Annotated in this window: 20 protein-coding genes; 16 read left to right on the top strand and 4 right to left on the bottom strand. The window is 61.5% G+C overall.

Going from position 1 to position 18,357, the window contains the following annotated elements; genetic code table 11:
• Positions 1-2: 2 nt before the first annotated feature.
• The 12 genes from rplO to truA all read left to right on the top strand — a co-directional run bounded on the left by rplO (position 3) and on the right by truA (position 8,442).
• Entirely contained in the window at positions 3-446 is a 444-nt protein-coding gene (gene rplO / locus ACFRFQ_RS16480) for a 50S ribosomal protein L15 (RefSeq protein WP_378659555.1), read from the top strand.
• A gap of 239 nt (positions 447-685) precedes the next feature.
• Complete coding sequence (gene secY / locus ACFRFQ_RS16475; RefSeq protein WP_378659552.1) at positions 686-2,005, top strand: preprotein translocase subunit SecY; 1,320 nt, start codon at positions 686-688, stop codon at positions 2,003-2,005.
• On the top strand, positions 2,002-2,547 hold the full coding sequence (locus ACFRFQ_RS16470; protein WP_138869529.1) for an adenylate kinase: 546 nt from the start codon (positions 2,002-2,004) through the stop codon (positions 2,545-2,547). The genes secY and ACFRFQ_RS16470 overlap by 4 nt, the downstream gene beginning before the upstream one ends.
• Positions 2,547-3,344 carry a type I methionyl aminopeptidase gene (gene map, locus ACFRFQ_RS16465; RefSeq protein ID WP_378659548.1) on the top strand — a complete coding sequence of 266 codons (798 nt, stop codon included), beginning with the start codon at positions 2,547-2,549 and terminating at the stop codon, positions 3,342-3,344. The genes ACFRFQ_RS16470 and map overlap by 1 nt, the downstream gene beginning before the upstream one ends.
• 355 nt (positions 3,345-3,699) lie before the next feature.
• The gene (infA, locus tag ACFRFQ_RS16460; RefSeq protein ID WP_003418601.1) at positions 3,700-3,921 is read left to right on the top strand and encodes a translation initiation factor IF-1; all 222 of its coding nucleotides are present in this window, start codon (positions 3,700-3,702) and stop codon (positions 3,919-3,921) included.
• A 91-nt stretch (positions 3,922-4,012) separates the two neighbouring features.
• A complete protein-coding gene (gene rpmJ, locus ACFRFQ_RS16455) occupies positions 4,013-4,126 on the top strand; it encodes a 50S ribosomal protein L36 (RefSeq protein ID WP_003938068.1) in 114 nt (37 codons plus the stop codon).
• Between the two features lie 249 nt (positions 4,127-4,375).
• Entirely contained in the window at positions 4,376-4,750 is a 375-nt protein-coding gene (rpsM, locus tag ACFRFQ_RS16450; RefSeq protein WP_003940834.1) for a 30S ribosomal protein S13, read from the top strand.
• Positions 4,750-5,163 (top strand): 30S ribosomal protein S11, encoded by a 414-nt coding sequence (gene rpsK, locus ACFRFQ_RS16445; RefSeq protein WP_094271924.1) that lies wholly within the window; start codon positions 4,750-4,752, stop codon positions 5,161-5,163. Before rpsM ends, rpsK begins: the two co-directional genes overlap by 1 nt.
• 24 nt (positions 5,164-5,187) lie before the next feature.
• Positions 5,188-5,793, top strand: a complete 606-nt coding sequence (rpsD, locus tag ACFRFQ_RS16440) for a 30S ribosomal protein S4 (RefSeq protein ID WP_033231362.1) — start codon at positions 5,188-5,190, stop codon at positions 5,791-5,793.
• Positions 5,794-5,912: 119 nt separating this feature from the next.
• Positions 5,913-6,974: a DNA-directed RNA polymerase subunit alpha gene (locus ACFRFQ_RS16435; RefSeq protein ID WP_033231361.1), complete on the top strand. Its 1,062-nt coding sequence runs from the start codon at positions 5,913-5,915 to the stop codon at positions 6,972-6,974.
• A gap of 29 nt (positions 6,975-7,003) precedes the next feature.
• A complete protein-coding gene (gene rplQ / locus ACFRFQ_RS16430) occupies positions 7,004-7,552 on the top strand; it encodes a 50S ribosomal protein L17 (RefSeq protein WP_138869527.1) in 549 nt (182 codons plus the stop codon).
• A 5-nt stretch (positions 7,553-7,557) separates the two neighbouring features.
• Positions 7,558-8,442, top strand: a complete 885-nt coding sequence (gene truA / locus ACFRFQ_RS16425) for a tRNA pseudouridine(38-40) synthase TruA (protein WP_378659543.1) — start codon at positions 7,558-7,560, stop codon at positions 8,440-8,442.
• 59 nt (positions 8,443-8,501) lie between these two features.
• Here the strand turns inward: truA and ACFRFQ_RS16420 are convergent, their stop codons facing one another.
• Positions 8,502-9,644 carry an acyl-CoA dehydrogenase family protein gene (locus ACFRFQ_RS16420; RefSeq protein ID WP_378659541.1) on the bottom strand — a complete coding sequence of 381 codons (1,143 nt, stop codon included), beginning with the start codon at positions 9,642-9,644 and terminating at the stop codon, positions 8,502-8,504.
• 57 nt (positions 9,645-9,701) lie between these two features.
• Between ACFRFQ_RS16420 and ACFRFQ_RS16415 the strand changes: the two genes are divergently transcribed.
• Positions 9,702-10,295 carry a TetR/AcrR family transcriptional regulator gene (locus ACFRFQ_RS16415; protein WP_378659539.1) on the top strand — a complete coding sequence of 198 codons (594 nt, stop codon included), beginning with the start codon at positions 9,702-9,704 and terminating at the stop codon, positions 10,293-10,295.
• Positions 10,292-10,849 (top strand): NADPH-dependent FMN reductase, encoded by a 558-nt coding sequence (locus ACFRFQ_RS16410; RefSeq protein ID WP_378659536.1) that lies wholly within the window; start codon positions 10,292-10,294, stop codon positions 10,847-10,849. The genes ACFRFQ_RS16415 and ACFRFQ_RS16410 overlap by 4 nt, the downstream gene beginning before the upstream one ends.
• Positions 10,850-10,856: 7 nt before the next feature.
• Here ACFRFQ_RS16410 and eccE read toward each other — a convergent pair whose 3' ends face one another.
• Positions 10,857-12,500: a type VII secretion protein EccE gene (gene eccE, locus ACFRFQ_RS16405; RefSeq protein WP_378659534.1), complete on the bottom strand. Its 1,644-nt coding sequence runs from the start codon at positions 12,498-12,500 to the stop codon at positions 10,857-10,859.
• Positions 12,501-12,562: 62 nt separating this feature from the next.
• On the opposite strand from eccE, the gene eccB reads away from it, so the two are divergent.
• Positions 12,563-14,026 (top strand): type VII secretion protein EccB, encoded by a 1,464-nt coding sequence (eccB, locus tag ACFRFQ_RS16400; RefSeq protein ID WP_378659532.1) that lies wholly within the window; start codon positions 12,563-12,565, stop codon positions 14,024-14,026.
• Here eccB and ACFRFQ_RS16395 read toward each other — a convergent pair.
• Positions 14,019-14,669 (bottom strand): TetR/AcrR family transcriptional regulator, encoded by a 651-nt coding sequence (locus ACFRFQ_RS16395; RefSeq protein ID WP_378659530.1) that lies wholly within the window; start codon positions 14,667-14,669, stop codon positions 14,019-14,021. The genes eccB and ACFRFQ_RS16395 overlap by 8 nt on opposite strands.
• 152 nt (positions 14,670-14,821) lie before the next feature.
• On the opposite strand from ACFRFQ_RS16395, the gene ACFRFQ_RS16390 reads away from it, so the two are divergent.
• On the top strand, positions 14,822-16,948 hold the full coding sequence (locus tag ACFRFQ_RS16390; protein ID WP_378659528.1) for an ABC transporter permease: 2,127 nt from the start codon (positions 14,822-14,824) through the stop codon (positions 16,946-16,948).
• Here the strand turns inward: ACFRFQ_RS16390 and mycP are convergent.
• Positions 16,927-18,345: a type VII secretion-associated serine protease mycosin gene (gene mycP / locus ACFRFQ_RS16385; protein ID WP_378659525.1), complete on the bottom strand. Its 1,419-nt coding sequence runs from the start codon at positions 18,343-18,345 to the stop codon at positions 16,927-16,929. The two genes, ACFRFQ_RS16390 and mycP, sit on opposite strands and share 22 nt — an antisense overlap.
• Positions 18,346-18,357: the final 12 nt, after the last annotated feature.

The raw sequence follows: 18,357 nt of genomic DNA, 5'->3' as shown, positions 1-18,357 counted from the left end.
CCATGACCATCAAACTGCACCACCTGCGCCCCGCTCCCGGATCCAAGTCCAACAAGATTCGTGTTGGACGCGGCGAGGGCGGCAAGCGTGGTAAGACCGCAGGTCGCGGTACCAAGGGCACCAAGGCACGTAACACCGTGCGCGTGGGCTTCGAGGGTGGACAGATGCCGCTTCATATGCGTCTGCCCAAGCTCAAGGGCTTCAAGAACCCGTTCCGCGTCGAGTACCAGGTCGTCAATGTCGGCGACATCGCCCGTCTGTTCCCCGAAGGTGGAGCAATCACGGTCGAGGATCTCGTTGCCAAGGGCGCAGTCCGCAAGAACCAGCTCGTCAAGGTTCTGGGCGACGGCGAACTGACTGTTGCCGTTCAGGTGACCGTCGACAAGTTCACCGGTTCCGCCAAGGAAAAGATTGCTGCTGCCGGTGGTTCCGCCACCGAGCTGTGAGTAATCACGCGTAGCTAGTCCGATGGCCGCAGCGCAGCATTTGCTGTGCTGCGGCCATCGGCGTCTGTGCAGTTCGTCCCGAAAGTGTGGCCCCGTCGACGGGGTAAGGCACACTGGTTGTATCTTCGGCTTACCCGAATTTCGTGGTCGGCTCGTATAGCTCCCATAAGTTGACTGTTAGAGTTCTGAAGTTCGGCAGGTCAAAAGATCTGCCCCCAACCGTCGTGCCAGGAGGATCTTTGCTTTCCGCCTTCGTTTCGGCCCTCAGGACACCCGACCTGAGGCGGAAGATCCTTTTCACTCTCGGCCTGGTAGCCCTTTACCGGGTCGGCGCAGTGCTTCCGTCACCTGGTATGGACTACGCCCGGGTGCGTGAGTGCATCGATATCGCCAACTCCGGCGACTCCGCAGGTATCTACTCGCTGATCAACCTGTTCTCCGGCGGAGCGCTCCTGCAGCTGTCGGTGTTCGCGATCGGCATCATGCCGTACATCACCGCCAGCATCATCGTTCAGTTGCTGACCGTGGTCATCCCGAAGTTCGAGGAACTTCGCAAGGAAGGCCAGTCCGGTCAAGCCAAGATGACGCAGTACACGCGCTATCTCTCCATCGCTTTGGCTGTGCTTCAGTCGACGGGCATCGTTGCGCTCGCAGCTAGGGGACAGCTACTGCAGGGCTGCGACGACATCATCGCTGACAAGTCGATCTTCGGCTTGATCATTCTGGTGTTGGTCATGACTGCCGGTGCTGCACTCGTCATGTGGTTCGGTGAGCTCATCACCGAGCGCGGTGTCGGTAACGGTATGTCGCTCCTCATCTTCGCCGGTATCGCCTCGCGTATCCCGAGTGAGGGCAAGTCGATTCTCGACAGCCGCGGTCCACTGGTCTTCGCTCTGGTCTGCGTTGCGGCACTCCTGATCATTGCCGGCGTCGTTTTCGTCGAGCAGGGCCAGCGTCGAATCCCCGTGCAGTACGCCAAGCGCATGGTGGGACGCAAGATGTACGGCGGTTCGTCGACGTACCTTCCGCTCAAGGTCAACCAGGCCGGTGTCATCCCGGTGATCTTCGCGTCGTCGCTTCTGTACCTCCCCAACCTGATTGCGCAGCTCACGTCGGCCAGCACTGCGGTCGACCCCAGTTGGTGGCAGCGCATCATCAACACCTACTTGGTCAATCCCGCCAACCCGGTGTACATCCTGATCTACTTCGGTCTTATCGTGTTCTTCACGTACTTCTACGTCGCGATCACCTTCAATCCAGAAGAGCGCGCCGACGAGATGAAGAAGTTCGGTGGATTCATTCCAGGTATCCGTCCCGGTCAGCCGACCGCGGACTATCTCAACTACGTGCTGAGTCGCATCACCCTTCCGGGTGCGATCTACCTTGGCACCATTGCTGTTCTGCCCAATCTGTTCCTCGACATCGGGAACGGCGGCGGCGCGCAGAACCTGCCGTTCGGTGGCACCGCGGTGCTGATCATGGTCAGCGTCGGCCTGGACACCGTGAAGCAGATCGAGAGTCAGCTAATGCAGCGCAACTATGAAGGGTTCCTCAAGTGAGACTTGTCCTCCTTGGTCCTCCCGGTGCCGGCAAGGGCACCCAGGCCGCGATCCTGTCCGAGAAGTTCGGCGTTCCCCACATCTCGACGGGTGACCTCTTCCGAGCCAATATCGGCCAGTCCACCCCGCTCGGTGTGGAAGCGAAGAAGTTCATCGACGCCGGTGAGCTAGTTCCCAGCTCGATCACCAACGACATGGTGAAGGCACGCATTGCCGAGCCGGATGCCGCCAACGGATTCCTGCTCGACGGATTCCCGCGTTCGGTCGATCAGGCAGAGGCCCTCGAAGGCATCCTGAAGGACCTCGATACGAAGCTCGACGGCGTGCTCTCGTTCGTCGTCGACGAAGACATCGTGGTGGAGCGGATGCTTGCCCGTGGCCGCGCAGACGACACCGAGGACGTTATCCGCAACCGCCTCCGGGTCTACCGCGACGAGACGTCGCCGCTGTTCGATTACTACAAGGACAGCATCGTCTCCGTCGATGCGATCGGCGAGGTCGAAGAAGTCAACGCTCGCGCCCTGGCAGCGCTGGGTAAGTAATGGTTTTCGGGCGTAAACGCAAGGTTGTTCCGTTCCGCTCCGCGGGTGAACTCGACGCAATGGCTGCGGCCGGCGCAATCGTGGGATCGGCGTTGGTGGCGGTACGCGCTGCGGCAAAGCCCGGTGTCAGCACCCTGGAATTGGATGCGGTTGCCGAGTCTGTCATCCGCGATGCCGGCGCGGTGCCGTCATTCCTCGGATACAACGGTTTCACCGGTTCGATCTGTTCTTCGGTCAACGACCGGGTCGTTCACGGGATCCCGTCGGCGCAGGACGTCCTCGCCGAGGGGGATCTGGTGTCCATCGACTGCGGTGCGATCCTCGACGGTTGGCACGGAGACTCCGCGTGGACGTTCGGCGTCGGTGAGATCAGTGCAGCCGATCGGGATCTGAGTGAAGCGACTCGGTTGTCGATGGAAGCTGGTATTGCGGCGATGATCGCGGGCAACCGTCTGACGGACGTATCGCATGCCATCGAGGTCGGCACCCACGCCGCCGAGAAGTTGCACGGCCGTTCATACGGAATCGTCGACGGCTACGGCGGTCACGGTATCGGTCGCGAGATGCACATGGATCCGTTCTTGGCCAACGAAGGTGCCCCGGGCAAGGGGCCCGAGTTGGTGATCGGGTCGTGCTTGGCGATCGAACCGATGCTGACCCTCGGGACCACGGATACCGTGATTCTCGAAGACGACTGGACTGTCGTGACTACAGACGGTTCGCGTGCTGCTCATTGGGAGCACACGGTTGCCGTCACGGCGGACGGCCCACGAATTCTGACGCTGCGGCCGGAGTAGTTTTCGGCTTCAGTGCTCGACAAGTGTTGACGGCGAAAGTGATTCGCTAGTCGAGAAGTCCCGATCCCAACTGGGGTCGGGACTTTTTCGTTCGCCAGTTGTGTGGTCGCGGAGGCATGGATTGCCGCCCAGATGCGGTGTCCGGGGGGAGGTGCATTTGGCCTGGTCGTTCTCTTCGCGTAGCATAGCTAGGCGGTGCGCCATGCGTGTCGACAGCTTGTGTGTGAAGGACTGCCGCTACGGGGAACAACGCACCGAGTCGATGTAAAAATCATGTCGATGAAGAAACCATTGCGTGCCAATGTAACGGAAGCCGATGCACGAAGCATGCCAAACCAAACGGATCGCGGAGGATATGGCTAAGAAAGACGGGGCCATCGAGGTCGAAGGACGAGTAGTCGAGCCGCTGCCCAATGCGATGTTCCGCATTGAGCTCGAGAATGGCCACAAGGTCCTCGCCCACATCAGCGGAAAGATGCGTCAGCACTACATTCGCATCCTCCCGGAAGATCGCGTTGTCGTAGAGCTCTCGCCCTACGATTTGTCGCGCGGACGCATCGTTTACCGCTACAAGTAACGAACTTCCCGGATCTGACCTGGGTCAGGGAGAAGTACGTCTGCCAGGGTTTCACTTTGGCGGACTGCGACAAAACAGGAGATCAGAAGACGTGAAGGTTCAGCCGAGCGTCAAGAAGATCTGCGAAAAGTGCAAAGTGATCCGCCGTAACGGCCGGGTCATGGTGATCTGCGAGAACCTGCGTCACAAGCAGCGTCAGGGCTAGATCTAGCTTTTCGAAGATCTGCTTGGCAACAAGCAAAGAAGACCTTCCAGTACCAGCCATTGTTGACGAGACCCCACGCGATCGTTTACCGATCGACAAGGTCGGACATTGGTTCACCCCCGGCACGGAGGCCGGGGCCCCACTGAGTTAGTTGATGAGACCAGCCACGTTCCCGGACGTGGTTACTCGGCAAGAGGCACAGGGGATGGGCTGGGAGCAGACCTCCGCACACCGATAGGAAATGCCAACATGGCACGTCTCTCTGGTGTTGATCTTCCTCGCGAAAAGCGCATGGAGATCGCACTGACATACATCTACGGCATCGGCCGTACCCGCTCCAAGGAAATCCTTGACGCCACCGGCGTCAGCCCGGATCTCCGGAGCAAGGACCTCTCGGACGAGGACCTGGCAAAGCTCCGCGAGTACATCGAGGAGTCGCTCAAGGTTGAGGGTGACCTTCGCCGCGAGGTTCAGGCCGACATCCGTCGCAAGATCGAGATCGGCTGCTACCAGGGCCTGCGCCACCGTCGTGGTCTGCCCGTGCGTGGTCAGCGCACCAAGACCAACGCCCGTACCCGTAAGGGTCCGAAGCGCACCATTGCCGGCAAGAAGAAGGCGAAGTAATGCCCCCGAAGTCACGTAGCACCGGTCCGAAGAAGACCCAGAAGGCGCGTCGCAGGGATAAGAAGAACATCCCGCACGGTGCCGCTCACATCAAGAGCACCTTCAACAACACCATCGTGTCCATCACGGATCCCGCCGGAAATGTCATTTCCTGGGCATCCTCGGGACACGTCGGCTTCAAGGGTTCGCGTAAGTCGACTCCCTTCGCCGCTCAGCTTGCTGCTGAGAGCGCTGCCCGCAAGGCGCAGGAGCACGGTGTCAAGAAGGTTGACGTCTTCGTCAAGGGACCGGGTTCGGGTCGCGAGACCGCGATTCGTTCGCTCCAGGCCGCAGGCCTCGAGGTCGGCACCATTTCCGATGTAACTCCCCAGCCGCACAACGGCTGCCGTCCGCCCAAGCGGCGTCGGGTATAAGCGGGAAGGAATAGGTAGAAAATCATGGCACGTTATACCGGACCCATCACCCGCAAGTCGCGTCGTCTGCGCGTCGACCTCGTTGGAGGCGACCAGGCATTCGAGCGTCGCCCGTACCCGCCCGGACAGCACGGGCGCGCGCGTATCAAGGAGAGCGAGTACCTGCTCCAGCTGCAGGAGAAGCAGAAGGCTCGCTTCACCTACGGCGTCATGGAGAAGCAGTTCCGTCTGTACTACAAGGAGGCGAACAACCGCCCCGGTAAGACCGGCGAGAACCTGCTCACCATCCTGGAGTCGCGTCTCGACAACGTCGTGTACCGCGCAGGCCTCGCTCGCACGCGCCGTCAGGCACGTCAGCTGGTCACGCACGGTCACCTTCTCGTGAACAACAAGAAGGTCGACATCCCGAGCTACCGCGTCTCGCAGTACGACATCATCGATGTCAAGGAGAAGTCGCTCGCAACGCTTCCGTTCCAGGTTGCTCGTGAGACCGTTGGCGATCGCCCGGTTCCCGCGTGGCTGCAGGTTGTCGGCTCGCGTCTGCGGATCCTGGTTCACCAGCTTCCCGAGCGTGCGCAGATCGACATCGCTCTGCAGGAACAGCTCATCGTCGAGTACTACTCGAAGTAAGGTGCTCCGCGCCCTGTGCGCCTTTTCGGTAGTTCCGACTGCTGGAAAGGCGCACGGGGCCGCAAGCCCTTTCCCATCGTGGGCGTCAAATAGTGGACGTCCGTACAGGAGGAAATACCATGCTCATTTCTCAGCGACCCACGCTGACCGAAGAGGTCATCGCTGATAACCGCTCGAAGTTCGTCATCGAGCCCCTGGAGCCAGGTTTCGGGTACACGCTCGGCAATTCGCTGCGCCGCACGCTGCTCTCGTCGATCCCCGGCGCTGCTGTCACCAGCATCCGCATCGACGGCGTTCTCCACGAGTTCACCACGGTCCCCGGAGTCAAGGAAGACGTCACCGACATCATCCTGAACCTCAAGGGCCTCGTCGTGAGCTCCGAAGAGGACGAGCCGGTCACCATGTACGTCCGTAAGCAGGGCCCCGGCGCTGTTACTGCAGGCGACATCGTGCCCCCGGCCGGCGTCATCGTGAACAACCCTGATCTGCACATCGCCACCCTGAACGACAAGGGCAAGCTGGAGATCGAGCTCGTAGTCGAGCGCGGTCGCGGCTATGTCCCCGCCGTCCAGAACAAGGCGTCCGGCGCAGAGATCGGCCGCATTCCGGTCGACTCGATCTACTCGCCGGTGCTCAAGGTCACCTACAAGGTGGAGGCCACTCGCGTCGAACAGCGCACCGACTTCGATCGGCTCGTTCTCGATGTGGAAACGAAGAACTCCATCACCGCACGGGACGCGCTCGCTTCTGCGGGCAAGACCCTGGTTGAGCTCTTCGGCCTGGCCCGTGAGCTGAACGTCGAAGCAGAAGGTATCGAGATCGGACCCTCGCCCGCCGAGGCCGATCACATCGCATCCTTCGGACTCCCCATCGAGGATCTGGACCTCACGGTCCGTTCCTACAACTGCCTCAAGCGCGAAGGTGTTCACACCGTCGGTGAGCTTGTCGGCCGTACCGAGTCCGATCTGCTCGACATCCGCAACTTCGGACAGAAGTCCATCGACGAGGTCAAGGTCAAGCTGCATTCGCTCGGCCTGTCCCTCAAGGACAGCCCCGCATCCTTCGATCCCACGACCGTTGCAGGCTACGACGCCGCCACCGGAACGTGGAGTGACACCGATGCCGGTTCCTTCGGCGATGCCGACGGTACCGAGGACTACGCCGAGACCGAACAGCTGTAGCAGCTCAGGTCCTTTACTAGGAGATCATCATGCCCAAGCCCAAGAAGGGTGCCCGCTTCGGCGGGTCGGCTTCCCACCAGAAGGCGATTTTCGCCAATCTGGCTACCGCGCTCTTCGAGCACGGTCGCATCACCACCACCGAGTCCAAGGCCAAGGCACTGCGCCCCTATGCCGAGAAGCTCGTCACGCACGCCAAGGCCGGCACGCTGGCTCACCGTCGTGAGGTGCTGAAGGTCATCCGCAACAAGGATGTCGTTCACACCCTGTTCGCCGAGATCGGCCCGTTCTACGCGGACCGTAACGGTGGATACACCCGCATCATCAAGACGATCCCCCGCAAGGGCGACAACGCTCCGATGGCAATCATCGAGCTCGTCAAGGAAAAGACCGTCACCTCCGAGGCTGACCGCGCACGTCGCGTCAAGGCTTCGCAGGATGCTCCCGCCGCAGAGAACGTCGTCGAGGCCGTCGAGGCCGAGGCAACCGAAGCTGAGGTCGAGAACGCCGATGCAGTTGTCGAAGCTATCGAGGACGAGACCGCAACTGCGGCCGACGCCCCCGAGGCCAAGAAGGACTAGTTCCCTTGGTTTCAGCACACGCTGAATCGAACGAGCCCGCCGCCCCCCTCGGGGACGGCGGGCTCGTTCGATTGCGGCTCGACATTTCCTACGACGGCACCGATTTCTCCGGGTGGGCCCGGCAGACCGATCTACGCACGGTGTGCGGTGAGATCGAAGACAAACTGGGAACTGTTCTACGGCAACCTGTTCAGTTGACAGTCGCCGGTCGGACGGATGCCGGCGTCCACGCGAGTGGCCAGGTGGCGCACGTCGACGTGCCCGCTGGTCTCCTGCCGGACGATCCGTCGCGGTTGGTTCGGCGACTCGCTCGGTTCCTGCCGAAAGATGTCCGGGTCAAGAATATTTCCGTTGTCCCGGCCGATTTCGACGCGCGGTTCTCCGCGATGCGACGCTATTACGAGTACCGGGTATCCAACGCGATGTTCGGTGTCGAACCACTTCGTGTGCGCGACATGGTTTCATACCCGAAGCCTCTTGATCTGTCTGCGATGCAGGAAGCGTCGCAGCGGCTTTTGGGACTCCACGACTTTGCCGCATTCTGTAAGCGCCGCGAAGGCGCAACGACGGTACGCGAGCTTCAGCGGTTCGACTGGGCACAAGAGGGCACGGTGTTCACTGCCTACGTGAATGCCGACGCGTTCTGTTGGTCGATGGTTCGAAGTCTCGTCGGAGCCGTCTTGTCCGTCGGTGAGGGGCGTCGTACGCCGGATTGGCTGGCCGGGTTGCTCGACGAAACCTCTCGGTCGAGTTCCATCCTGGTAGCACCGGCTCATGGATTGTCGTTGGTGCGAGTCGATTACCCGGATTACTCGGAGTTGGCGGCCCGCAACGCGATTACTCGTGAGACCCGCGAATTGCCGTCGGTCGGCGGTTGCTGCGGCGACTGAGTGCGCCCATACGGAGAATTGCCCTCCCACGTTCGTGGGAGGGCAATTGTCGTAGTTCGCTATCCCGCCAATTGGCGGGCGATGACCAGACGCTGAATCTGGTTGGTGCCCTCGAAGATCTGCGTGATCTTGGCTTCACGCATGTATCGCTCGACGGGGAAGTCCTGGGTGTATCCGTAGCCACCGAATACCTGCACGGCGTCGGTCGTGACCTTCATCGCGGCGTCCGTGGCAATCAGCTTGGCGACGCTGGCGTTGCGGGAATACGGCACCCCGGCGTCGCGGCGGCGGGCGGCATCGAGGTATGTCGCGCGGGCCGAATCGACAGCAGCGGCCATGTCCGCGAGAACGAAGCCGAGCCCCTGATGGTCGATGATCCGCTTGCCGAAAGCCTTACGTTCCTTGGCGTAGGCAACTGCGTCGTCGAGTGCGCCCTGGGCGATGCCGACTGCAACTGCTGCGATACCCAACCGGCCGGAGTCGAGGGCGCTGAACGCAATGGGGAGTCCCTGACCGCGTTGGCCGATGAGACGCTCGTCGGGGATGAAGGCGTCGTCGTAGTTCGCGGAGGCGGTGGGAACTGCGCGCAGTCCCATTTTTTCCTCGGGTTTGCCGAAACTCAGACCTTCGGTGTCCTTGTCCACCAGGAGGCAGGAGATGCCGCGTGAGCCGTCGTCGCTGGTGCGGGCGAAGAGGTTGTAGAAGTCTGCCTTGCCGCCGTTCGTGATCCAGGCCTTGCTGCCGTTGATGCGGTATCCACCGTCGACGGGTGCAGCCTTGCAGGACAGTGCTGCTGCGTCGGATCCTGCCTGAGCTTCGGAGAGGCTGTAGGCGCCGATGGTGTTGCCGCCCAACATGTCCGGCAACCACGTGTTCTTCTGTTCGTCGGTGCCGAAGGTGAAGAGGGGGAAGCAGGAGAGGCTGTGAACGCTGACTGCGACGGCAACTGCAGCCCAACGTGATGCAATCTCTTCGAGAACCTGCAAGTAGACCTCGTACGGCTGATCGCCGCCGCCGAATTCCTCGGGGTACGGCAGGCTCAGCAGCCCGGCTTGACCGAGTGCGGGGAAGACTCCGTCCGGGTACTTCTCGGCCTTCTCGTATTCGTTGACCTTGGGGGCGAGAACTTTGTCTGCCACGTCTCGGGTCAGTTCGATGAGATCGCGAGCTTCCTGGCTGGGCATCAGACGTTCGACCGGCACTGTCGACTCCTGTTTCTGTAGTAGTACTGGAAACGATACTGCAGTACTGTTCGGAGTATGGCAAGAGTGACGGCACGCAGAGCGCAGCTATTCGATCAGTTGGTCGAGCTTTTCCTCCGTGAAGGATTTGCTCATCTCACTCTCGACGAGATCGCCGCGCGTCTGCATTGCTCCAAGAGCACTCTGTACACGGTTGCAGCAGGCAAAGACGATCTCGTGCGCGCCGTCACGGTCCACTTCTTTCGGACAGCGACGGGTGCCGTCGAAGACGCGGTTGCTGCGCACACGGATCCATTGCAACAGGTGAGCGCATACCTCGAAGCCGTCGGCGATCAACTTTCCGCCGCATCGCACCAGTTCATGGAAGACCTCGCCGCGTCCGCGTCGGCGCGTCAGGTGTACGAGAAGAACACCTCGATCGCGGCGAGTCGAGTACGCGAACTGATTGTTCGGGGTGTGGAGACCGGCGCGTTTCGCGAAGTACATGCATCGTTTGTGGCTGACGCGGCCTCGACCACGATGGTCCGCATACAGCAACGTGACGTCTATAAGGCGACCGGATTGGACGACGCGCAGGCGTACCGCGAACTTGCCGCCCTCATCACCACCGGGATTGCTGCGACAGGCGCGCCGTTACCATCAACGGCATGACCGATCTGTTTGTCGAGGTAATTGTCGGTTCCGTGCGCGAGGGACGAATCGGTATGGCTGTGGCCGATTGGTTTGTTGCGCGTGCTGCGCAGCAACCGGATTGGTCTGTCTCGGTCGTCGACCTCGCCGAATTGGTGCTTCCAACGGATTTCTCGCCGTCGGACGCCACCGAGGAATTGCGTCGACGCATCGAGTGCGCCGACGCCGTTGTTGCGGTCACGCCCGAGTACAACCATGGATATTCTGCTGCTCTGAAGACGGCATTCGACTCGGTGAAACACGAGTGGCGGGCAAAGCCGATCGGTTTCGTGTCGTACGGGGGAGTGTCGGGCGGTTTACGGGCGACGGAACAACTGCGTCAGGTAGTAGCCGAATTGCATATGGTCTCTGTTCGGCAAAGTGTGAGTATCCACCAGGCCCGCAAGCAATTTCGTGCGCCGAATCCTACTCTCGACCCGATCGCAACCGATGCCGCCGACCGGATGATCGACCAATTGGACTGGTGGGGGCGAGGACTGCGCAGCCATCGTGGGCGGCAGCCCTATCCCGGGTGACACTCGGCTACGACGGCACCGGGAAGTCGGCCCCTGCCCGCGGCCGTCCGATGAACGATGTTTCAGCGGCGATGGTCACCAAAGTGAGTTCGACGCTCGTCTTGTTTGTTGCAACGACAATCCGATCCCCGAGGGCATTCGGCTGGACGATCGTGAGATCGGGGTCGATCTCGGGCCATTGCCCCGGGTTGCCGTACACGTAGACCGCGGTGACCCCGGCGCGCGGGGGAAGAGCTCGAACACCGTCGAAGACAACGGCATTGAAGGTTCCTTCAACTCCTTGTCCGTGGCCGGAAACTCGGAGGCGATCGGGCACACCCATCGAGTCGATCAAGGGTGTCCAGGTCTCGGGCCGATCCGTATGGATCAGAACCCGGGTTCCGGTGGCGACGGCACGGAAGATCAATTGTTGGGCGAGATAGAGTTCCCCGGCCACGAAGACGGTATTCACGCCGGTTCCCGCAATGAGGGCAGCAACGCCGTGACCTCGATCATCGGATCCGAGAAGTTGTCCGCATCCCGCTAGCGGGAGCTCGAGTGCGGTCAGTTCGGCAGCATCCATCGTTCGGGTAGGTGAGATGGCGTCGAGCGAGGTGAGCGCTGTCGGCATGTTGGTCAGTAGGGCATCGTGTTGACGGCCACGCATGGATACCAGCCCGGCGACCGGGGCAGCGTTCGGGAGATGCCGTGTTGTAAATCGACATGTTGCACTCACCGTCGTCAGTCCGGTTTCGGGACGCGGTCGGAGTCGAACCGTGACGGAGGTACCCAGTGTTGCAGCCGCCCACACCTGCGCAAGACTGTCTTTGGTGATCGACTTCGGTTCGATTCCGTAACCGAGATTCGATACACCGGGAAGTGGTGTGGAATACCATGTTTGGGCCACGTCTGCGGCTTCCACACCGCGACTGACCTGTGCGATCGACGAGGAGATCTCGGGTGCTGTCAATATGCGTGCCCGCGCGCCGGCGGCTTCGAGAACTCGGACGACGCGACTTGTCGCGACAGAGATGCTGCGCGCCGCTCCGTCGCTGCCACCACCGCGGCGGTCAACGGCATCGGAACCTTCGATTCGGTCGAATCGAAGTGCGAGCCAGACGATTCTGGTGGCCGTGGCGGGTAGTGGGCCGATGAGACGGTCGTACACTTCGGTTGCCGGTGTTCCAGATGCCACCCGGAATCCGTGGCTGACGATGTCGATCCCGGTAAGCGAAATGTCGTGTTGGTGAAGGCAATCTGCGAGTGCCGCAGTGGGAAGGATATGCGACGCGTCGAATGACGTTCGTCCGATTCGCGTCAGGTAGTCGTGCGGCGCCATGATCTCGACGACGCTCACCAGCGTCGAACCGTCGACGCGTAGGCCAATGGATTGCTCGCTCGGCGTCTGGAAGCTCACGATGGTGCCGCTGGAGGTCTGGCGCCCTCGAAGGTAGCGAATGGCGGTCTGAATCCACGTCGCGATCGACCGTCCGCCGATATGCAACAGCAGGATCACAGTGACAATGCCTGCGATCACAATTGCCCACCGCAGTTCGAGTCCGGCAAACAGGGCGAGGCACGCTGCGCTGATACCAACGACCTGCGCAACCACGAGCTCGCGCGCCGAGATCCTGTGCGACGACGGCCAGTTCTTCAAACGTGATCTGTCCACGGTTCCACCCCCGGGGGAACTGTACTGTGTCATCTCAGGGGATGTCAGGTACGGGGGGAAAGATGGCTGCTACACCTACAACTCGATGGCAGGTCAACGGATACCGCTTCCTGGTGCGGCGCATGGAACATGCACTGGTCAGGCGGGATGTGCGGATGTTGCACGATCCGATGCGATCGCAATCGAGGGCTCTGGTCGTCGGTATCGTGCTGGCGTCGTTGGGTCTTGCGGGGTGTGGCGTGCTTGCGCTCTTTCGGCCTCAGGACAAGATTGCCGATGCAGCCATCGTGGTCGGAAAAGACTCGGGTGCAATGTTTGTCGCAATGGAGGGGACATTTCACCCGGTTCTGAACCTTGCGTCTGCGAGGTTGATCATCGGTTCGCCGGACAAGCCTTCGATCGTGAAGGAATCCGAAATCGACGGTAAGCCTCGGGGAGCGCTGGTCGGGATACCAGGTGGGCCGTCGGCATTGCCGGAGGCGGCAGATCCGACAAATGCGCCCTGGACGGTGTGTGACACAGTGGGCGCCGACGGCAGTCGATCCATAACCTCGGCGGTGCTGGTCGGCGAACCCGAGATGCGTGACGTGGCGTCGTACTTGCCTTCTGATCAGGCGCTTCTCGTGCGTTCCGGTGGTGATCATTTTCTCGTCTACGACGGGAAACGGGCGGCGATCGACATCAGCGATCCGGCGATCACGCGAGCATTGGGACTGGAAGGAATCGAGCCGCGGCCGATTGGTGTCGGCATGCTCAATGCCATCCCGGAGGTTCCGCGGATACAGGCTCCGCCCATTCGTGGTCTTGGTACGGCGCCGCAGTATCCATTGGCGGACAAGACAGTCGGATCTGTTGTTCAAGTGTCCACCGGCGCTGAGATGATGTACTACGTCGTTCTCGGGAGCGGCATACAGAAGGTCAGTTCAGCTGTGGCGCAACTGATCTACTTCTCCGATTCTCAGGGTGAGTCGGGGATTGCCACGGTGACTCCGGATGCTATCAATCGCATTCCCTCGGTGAACGAACTTGCCACTGCTGCCCTCCCGGCTGTGGCCCCGAGCGTGGTGAACGAAGACGTAGCTCCGGTCAGTTGTCTTGTCTGGAAACCGGATCCGATTTCGGTTGCGGCGCAGCGCAGCTCCGCGAGCATGAGTGTAGTCGTGGGCAGTGACTTGCCGATTACTGCCGACGCCAGGGTGGTTGCGCTGGCGCAGGCGGACGGTTCGGGGGATCGGCTGGATTTTGCCTACGTTGCCCCGGGCATGGGGGGATTTGTTCAAGCGACCGGTATCGAGGCGGATAGCACTCGGCGCGACAGTGTCTTCTATGTTGCCGATACCGGTGTGAAATACGGCGTGCCGAACGAAGATTCGGCCAAGGCGCTCGGACTGTCGAGGCCCCCCGATCGTGCGCCCTGGCAAATATTGGAGTTATTGGCCTCGGGGCCGTCGCTCGACAAATCGAATGCCCTTGTTGCACATGATGGAATGGCACCCGATCCGTTTCCGGCAGCGCCGGTCAATTAGACGGTGTACGTACGCTGAGAAAGTCACCGACGCTGGTAACGGGCGCCGACAGAATGCCCACGGCAGCGTCGACGATGAAGTAGGCCAAGTCGGTCCAGTGAGGGTCGATTGAATCTTGCTCGACCAGCAACTCGTACCGGGCGCAGACGTCGGTGACCATGCGCCCCATGATCCAGGCCCGGCCGGCCAGTACGGGTGGTGGCACGTCCACGAGGAAGGCCTTCGTTTGCTGAATGAGGTCGTCTTCGAGCGGGTCCGACATCATGGAGATGAGCTCGATTCCCGATGGCACGGACCTCAATTGCTGCAGTAGGCGTGCGCGCCAACTCGGCCGCGGCAACGACGCCAGCTGGTCGGTCCACGGAAGAATGAGGCAGCTCAACAAGTCTCGGAGATCGGGATCCTCGCCCATCACGGCGACAAGTTCTGTGCGGCGCATTCTGGTCTCGGTCGCGTGACGCTCCAAGAGGGCTCGGATGAGTTCGTCGCGTCCACCGAAGTGGTAGGCCACTGCGGAGTGATTGGCGTTGCCGGCGTGTTCGGCGATATGGCGGTTCGACACTGCGTCGATGCCGTGGGTGGCAAAGAGCTCCTCTGCTGAGTCCAGCAATGCCTGTCGAACCCGATCTCCGTGTTGCCCCATATTTCCTCCGTCTACTTGTCCCCTGACTGGCTTTCCGGCGCGAAGCCGCGGAAGTGGGACCAACGTCACGACTCTACCGATTGTCATTCTAAGTCATGTGGCGTAATTTTTTTAAGACGCACAGCGTAATTTTTGGATTGAGGAGTTCGACTATGACCACCGCCCCACCGCCGGAAACCGAGGATCCGCCAGCCGAGGCCGCGGAAGCCGAGGCCGCGGCCGCTCGCGCTCGAAAAGAGCAGATCGGGCGATACGTCGCGATGATCCTGCTGCCCTTTCTGATGGTCGGCATGATGATCACGGGGTATCTGGCCGCGATGCACGCGCCGTCCCCGAACAACATGCCGATCGCGATTGCCGGGCCGATGCAGCAGGCCGATCAGTTCGCTGCTGCGCTCGAGGCATCTGATCCGTCGGCAGTCGATGTTCGAGTAGTCGGCAGCGAGGACGAGGCACGTCAACTCCTTCTCGACCGTGAAGTATCCGGAGTCGTGTCATTTCCCGCGGCGGGCGGTGCCACCGCGACGGTCTACACCGCGAGCGCGGCGGGCGCTGCCCAGGTCTCGACCGTCACCGGTCTCGTTGCCCCACAAGTGCTGGAGCAGGGGCTCAACGTGACGGTCGAAGATCTGGCTCCACTTCCCGCCCACGACACCGCTGGTCTGGCGGCGATGTTCATGGCAACGGCGCTCATGCTTGCGGGCTACATGCCCCTGAGCATCACACTGTCCAACTCGCCGGAGCTGTTGCGATTCCGTCGAGTCGTGCCACTCCTTGCGGGATGGTCTGCGCTGATCGCAGCGCTCGTGTGGTTGGTCACGGGCCCGATTCTCGGTGCAGTCGAGGGACATGCGGCGGCTGTTCTCGGAATCTCCTGGCTGGCCGTCTTTGCTGTGGGTTCGGTGCAGTTGTTCCTCACGCGGATATTCGGGCCGATGGCGGTTCTGGTCGGCATGCTGTTCATCATGGTGCTCGGAGTCCCGGCATCGAACATGGGAATGTCGGTCTACACCCTGCCGTCGATTTACGCGACGCTGCATGGTTTCCTGCCCACCGCGGCAACGGGTGAGGCTCTGCGATCGGTGCTGTACTTCGGCGGCGACGGTCTCGGCTCGCACCTGATCGTCCTGGCTCTCGGCGCAGCGTTGGCACTTCTCGCGACCTTGGGTGTCGACGCGCTCAAACGTCGTCGCAGTCCTGAAGGTGGTACTCCTGAGGTGACGATGGAGTCGTTGACAGCCGGAGCACGCCCCACCAGCAACAAGGTTCGATACGCCACTCTCGCGTTCTTCCCGTTTGCCATGGTTGTGCTGATGCTCTCGGTCATGCTCGGTGCCATGTACCAGCCGGCGCCCCGCGACATGCCGGTTGCCGTGGTAGCCGCGACGAGTGAGCAAACTGAGCAAGCCGTTGTCGGACTTGAACAGAATTTGGGTGGTTTGTTCGATTTGCGTGCAGTCGATTCGGTTGACGACGCTCGCGCCCTGGTTCAGGACCGTACGGTGGTCGCTGCGTACGTATTGCCGTCGTCTGATTCGCCGACCGCGACCTTGATCACCAGCCAGGCTGCCGGCGTGAGCCAGCAACAAGCAGTTGCCGCTGTATTCACGCAGGTTGCGGCGGGCCAGCAGGTGCCGCTGACCACACAGGACCTTGCGCCGCTTGCGGGTTCCGATTCCAGTGGCACGGTCAGCATGTACATCGCGATGGGCTGGATCATGTCCGGCTTCATGATCATCGTCGTCGCGAGCAGTGCCGCGCCCACTGTGATGAAACTGCGGACCCTGCTCCCCGTGCTCGCAGGCTGGTCGGTCTTCATGTCCGCTGTGATCTGGACGATTGCCGGACCGATAGTCGGAGCGATCGACGGGTACTTCTGGCAACTCTTGGGAACCGGAATCGTCGCAATTTTCTGTACGGCACTGTTCACGACGGTGTTCGTTCGGCTGCTCGGACTCCTCGCAGTCATCCCGGCGGTTGCAATCTTGATGTTCCTCGGGGTTCCGGCGTCGGGTGGCGCGATGTCGGTCTACATGGAACCCGAGATATTCCGGGTGCTGCACGGAATCCTGCCGATGCCTGCTGCTGTGGAGTCGGTTCGGTCGATTCTGTACTTCGGCGCAGACACAGTCGGTTCGCATCTGATCACGTTTGTGATCTGGGGCGTTGCCTCCTTGCTGTGCGTCATGGTGATCGACAAGATTCGTTCCGGTCGGGCCAAGGATCTGCCTCCGGAGCACACGGATCTGCCTCAGGATCAGCTCTCTGCCGTTTCCTGACGACGTGAACGGTGTCCTCGCTCTGCAAACACGCGACGTATCGGAAACGATGACAACAGGGCGAGGACTCCGAGCGAACCGACGGCCGCGACTCCGAGCAGTGCCGCGTCGCGTGCGCGGTTGTCCGGCGGCGGCGGTACGGGCAGCGCGGCCAAAGTCGCGGTGTGGTGGCCCAGTGGATAGGTTTCGGCGTCGCTCGGCAGCGCTGTGACTGCTGCCAACGGATCGACTATCCCATGCCCGACGTAGGGGTTCCAGCCCTCGGCCGGGGCATGCGCAGTCGACTCGATACGCTGAACTACTTGTGCAGCAGTGAGATCCGGGTATCGGGATCGAACCAGCGCCGCGGTTGCTGCGACATAGGGGGCCGCAAAACTTGTTCCGTTGATTGCTTGAACGGCACCGTCCGGGCCGTACGTTCCGTTGGTCAACCCAGCTTCGGTCGGATGGAGTGACACGATTCCGGTACCGGGAGCCGCCACGTCGACCCAGGGCCCACCGAGGCTGAACGAACTTGCCGCCCCGGTGGGATCGACGGATCCGACGGTCAGCACGAAGTCGTCATACCAAGCAGGGCTGGCGAGCGTGTTGACCGAATTCCACAGGTCTGCAACAGGTCTGAGCGGGTTGGGTGCGGGATTCTGGGTTTTGCAGCCGCCGGATCCGACATTTCCCGCGGCGGCTACGACGACGATGTCCTTGACGACGGCGGCGTACTGGATTGCGGCACCCAGGCTTTGATCGTTGATGCCCTCGGCTGCCGGCTTGCACGCAACTTCGGAGATGTTGATGACGGTGGCTCCCATCTCGGCGGCGTGACGGACAGCCATGGCCATCGTGTCGACATTTCCGTACCCGGACGAGTTCTCCGGGATATTCGAATTGTCCTGACTACCGGCAAGGGAGTACGCGGAACTGGACTGTCGGATCGTAATGATTGTCGCGCCAGGTGCGGCACCGGAGAAGCCTGATCCATCCACCGGTTGGGCGCCGATCAACCCGGCGACAACCGTCCCGTGTGCGTCGCAGTCCTCGGTTCCGTCGGCGGTCCCCACGTAGTCGCCACCGGGTTCCAGATTGGGAAGTCGGGGATGACGGTTCACTCCGGTATCGATAACCGCGACACGCTGCCCGGTACCGGTGGTGATCGGCCAGACTGCGTCGAATGCCAAGTCCAGCTGGGCAGGTGGGATATCGGCACCGTCGCCGCCCGATACTGCCGGGACGCACAGTGTGCGTTGTTGCGTGGCCTGAGGTGGCGCAGCGGGGCCGTCCTCGGGAAGCATCAACGGATCGATGGGTGGCGGCATCGCGCCGACGGCTACGCCCTGCCCCGCACAGAGTGCGAGTGCAGCCATGGAGAGGAGTGTTGCAGTCCAGGATATTCCACGATTCATGCGTGTCTGTCC

Source organism: Rhodococcus sp. NPDC056743, assembly GCF_042790355.1.
In the GTDB taxonomy this organism is placed as follows: domain Bacteria; phylum Actinomycetota; class Actinomycetes; order Mycobacteriales; family Mycobacteriaceae; genus Rhodococcus_F.
The sequence above is the reverse complement of the archived record's forward strand: the minus strand, read 5'-3'. Positions and strand labels throughout refer to the sequence as shown.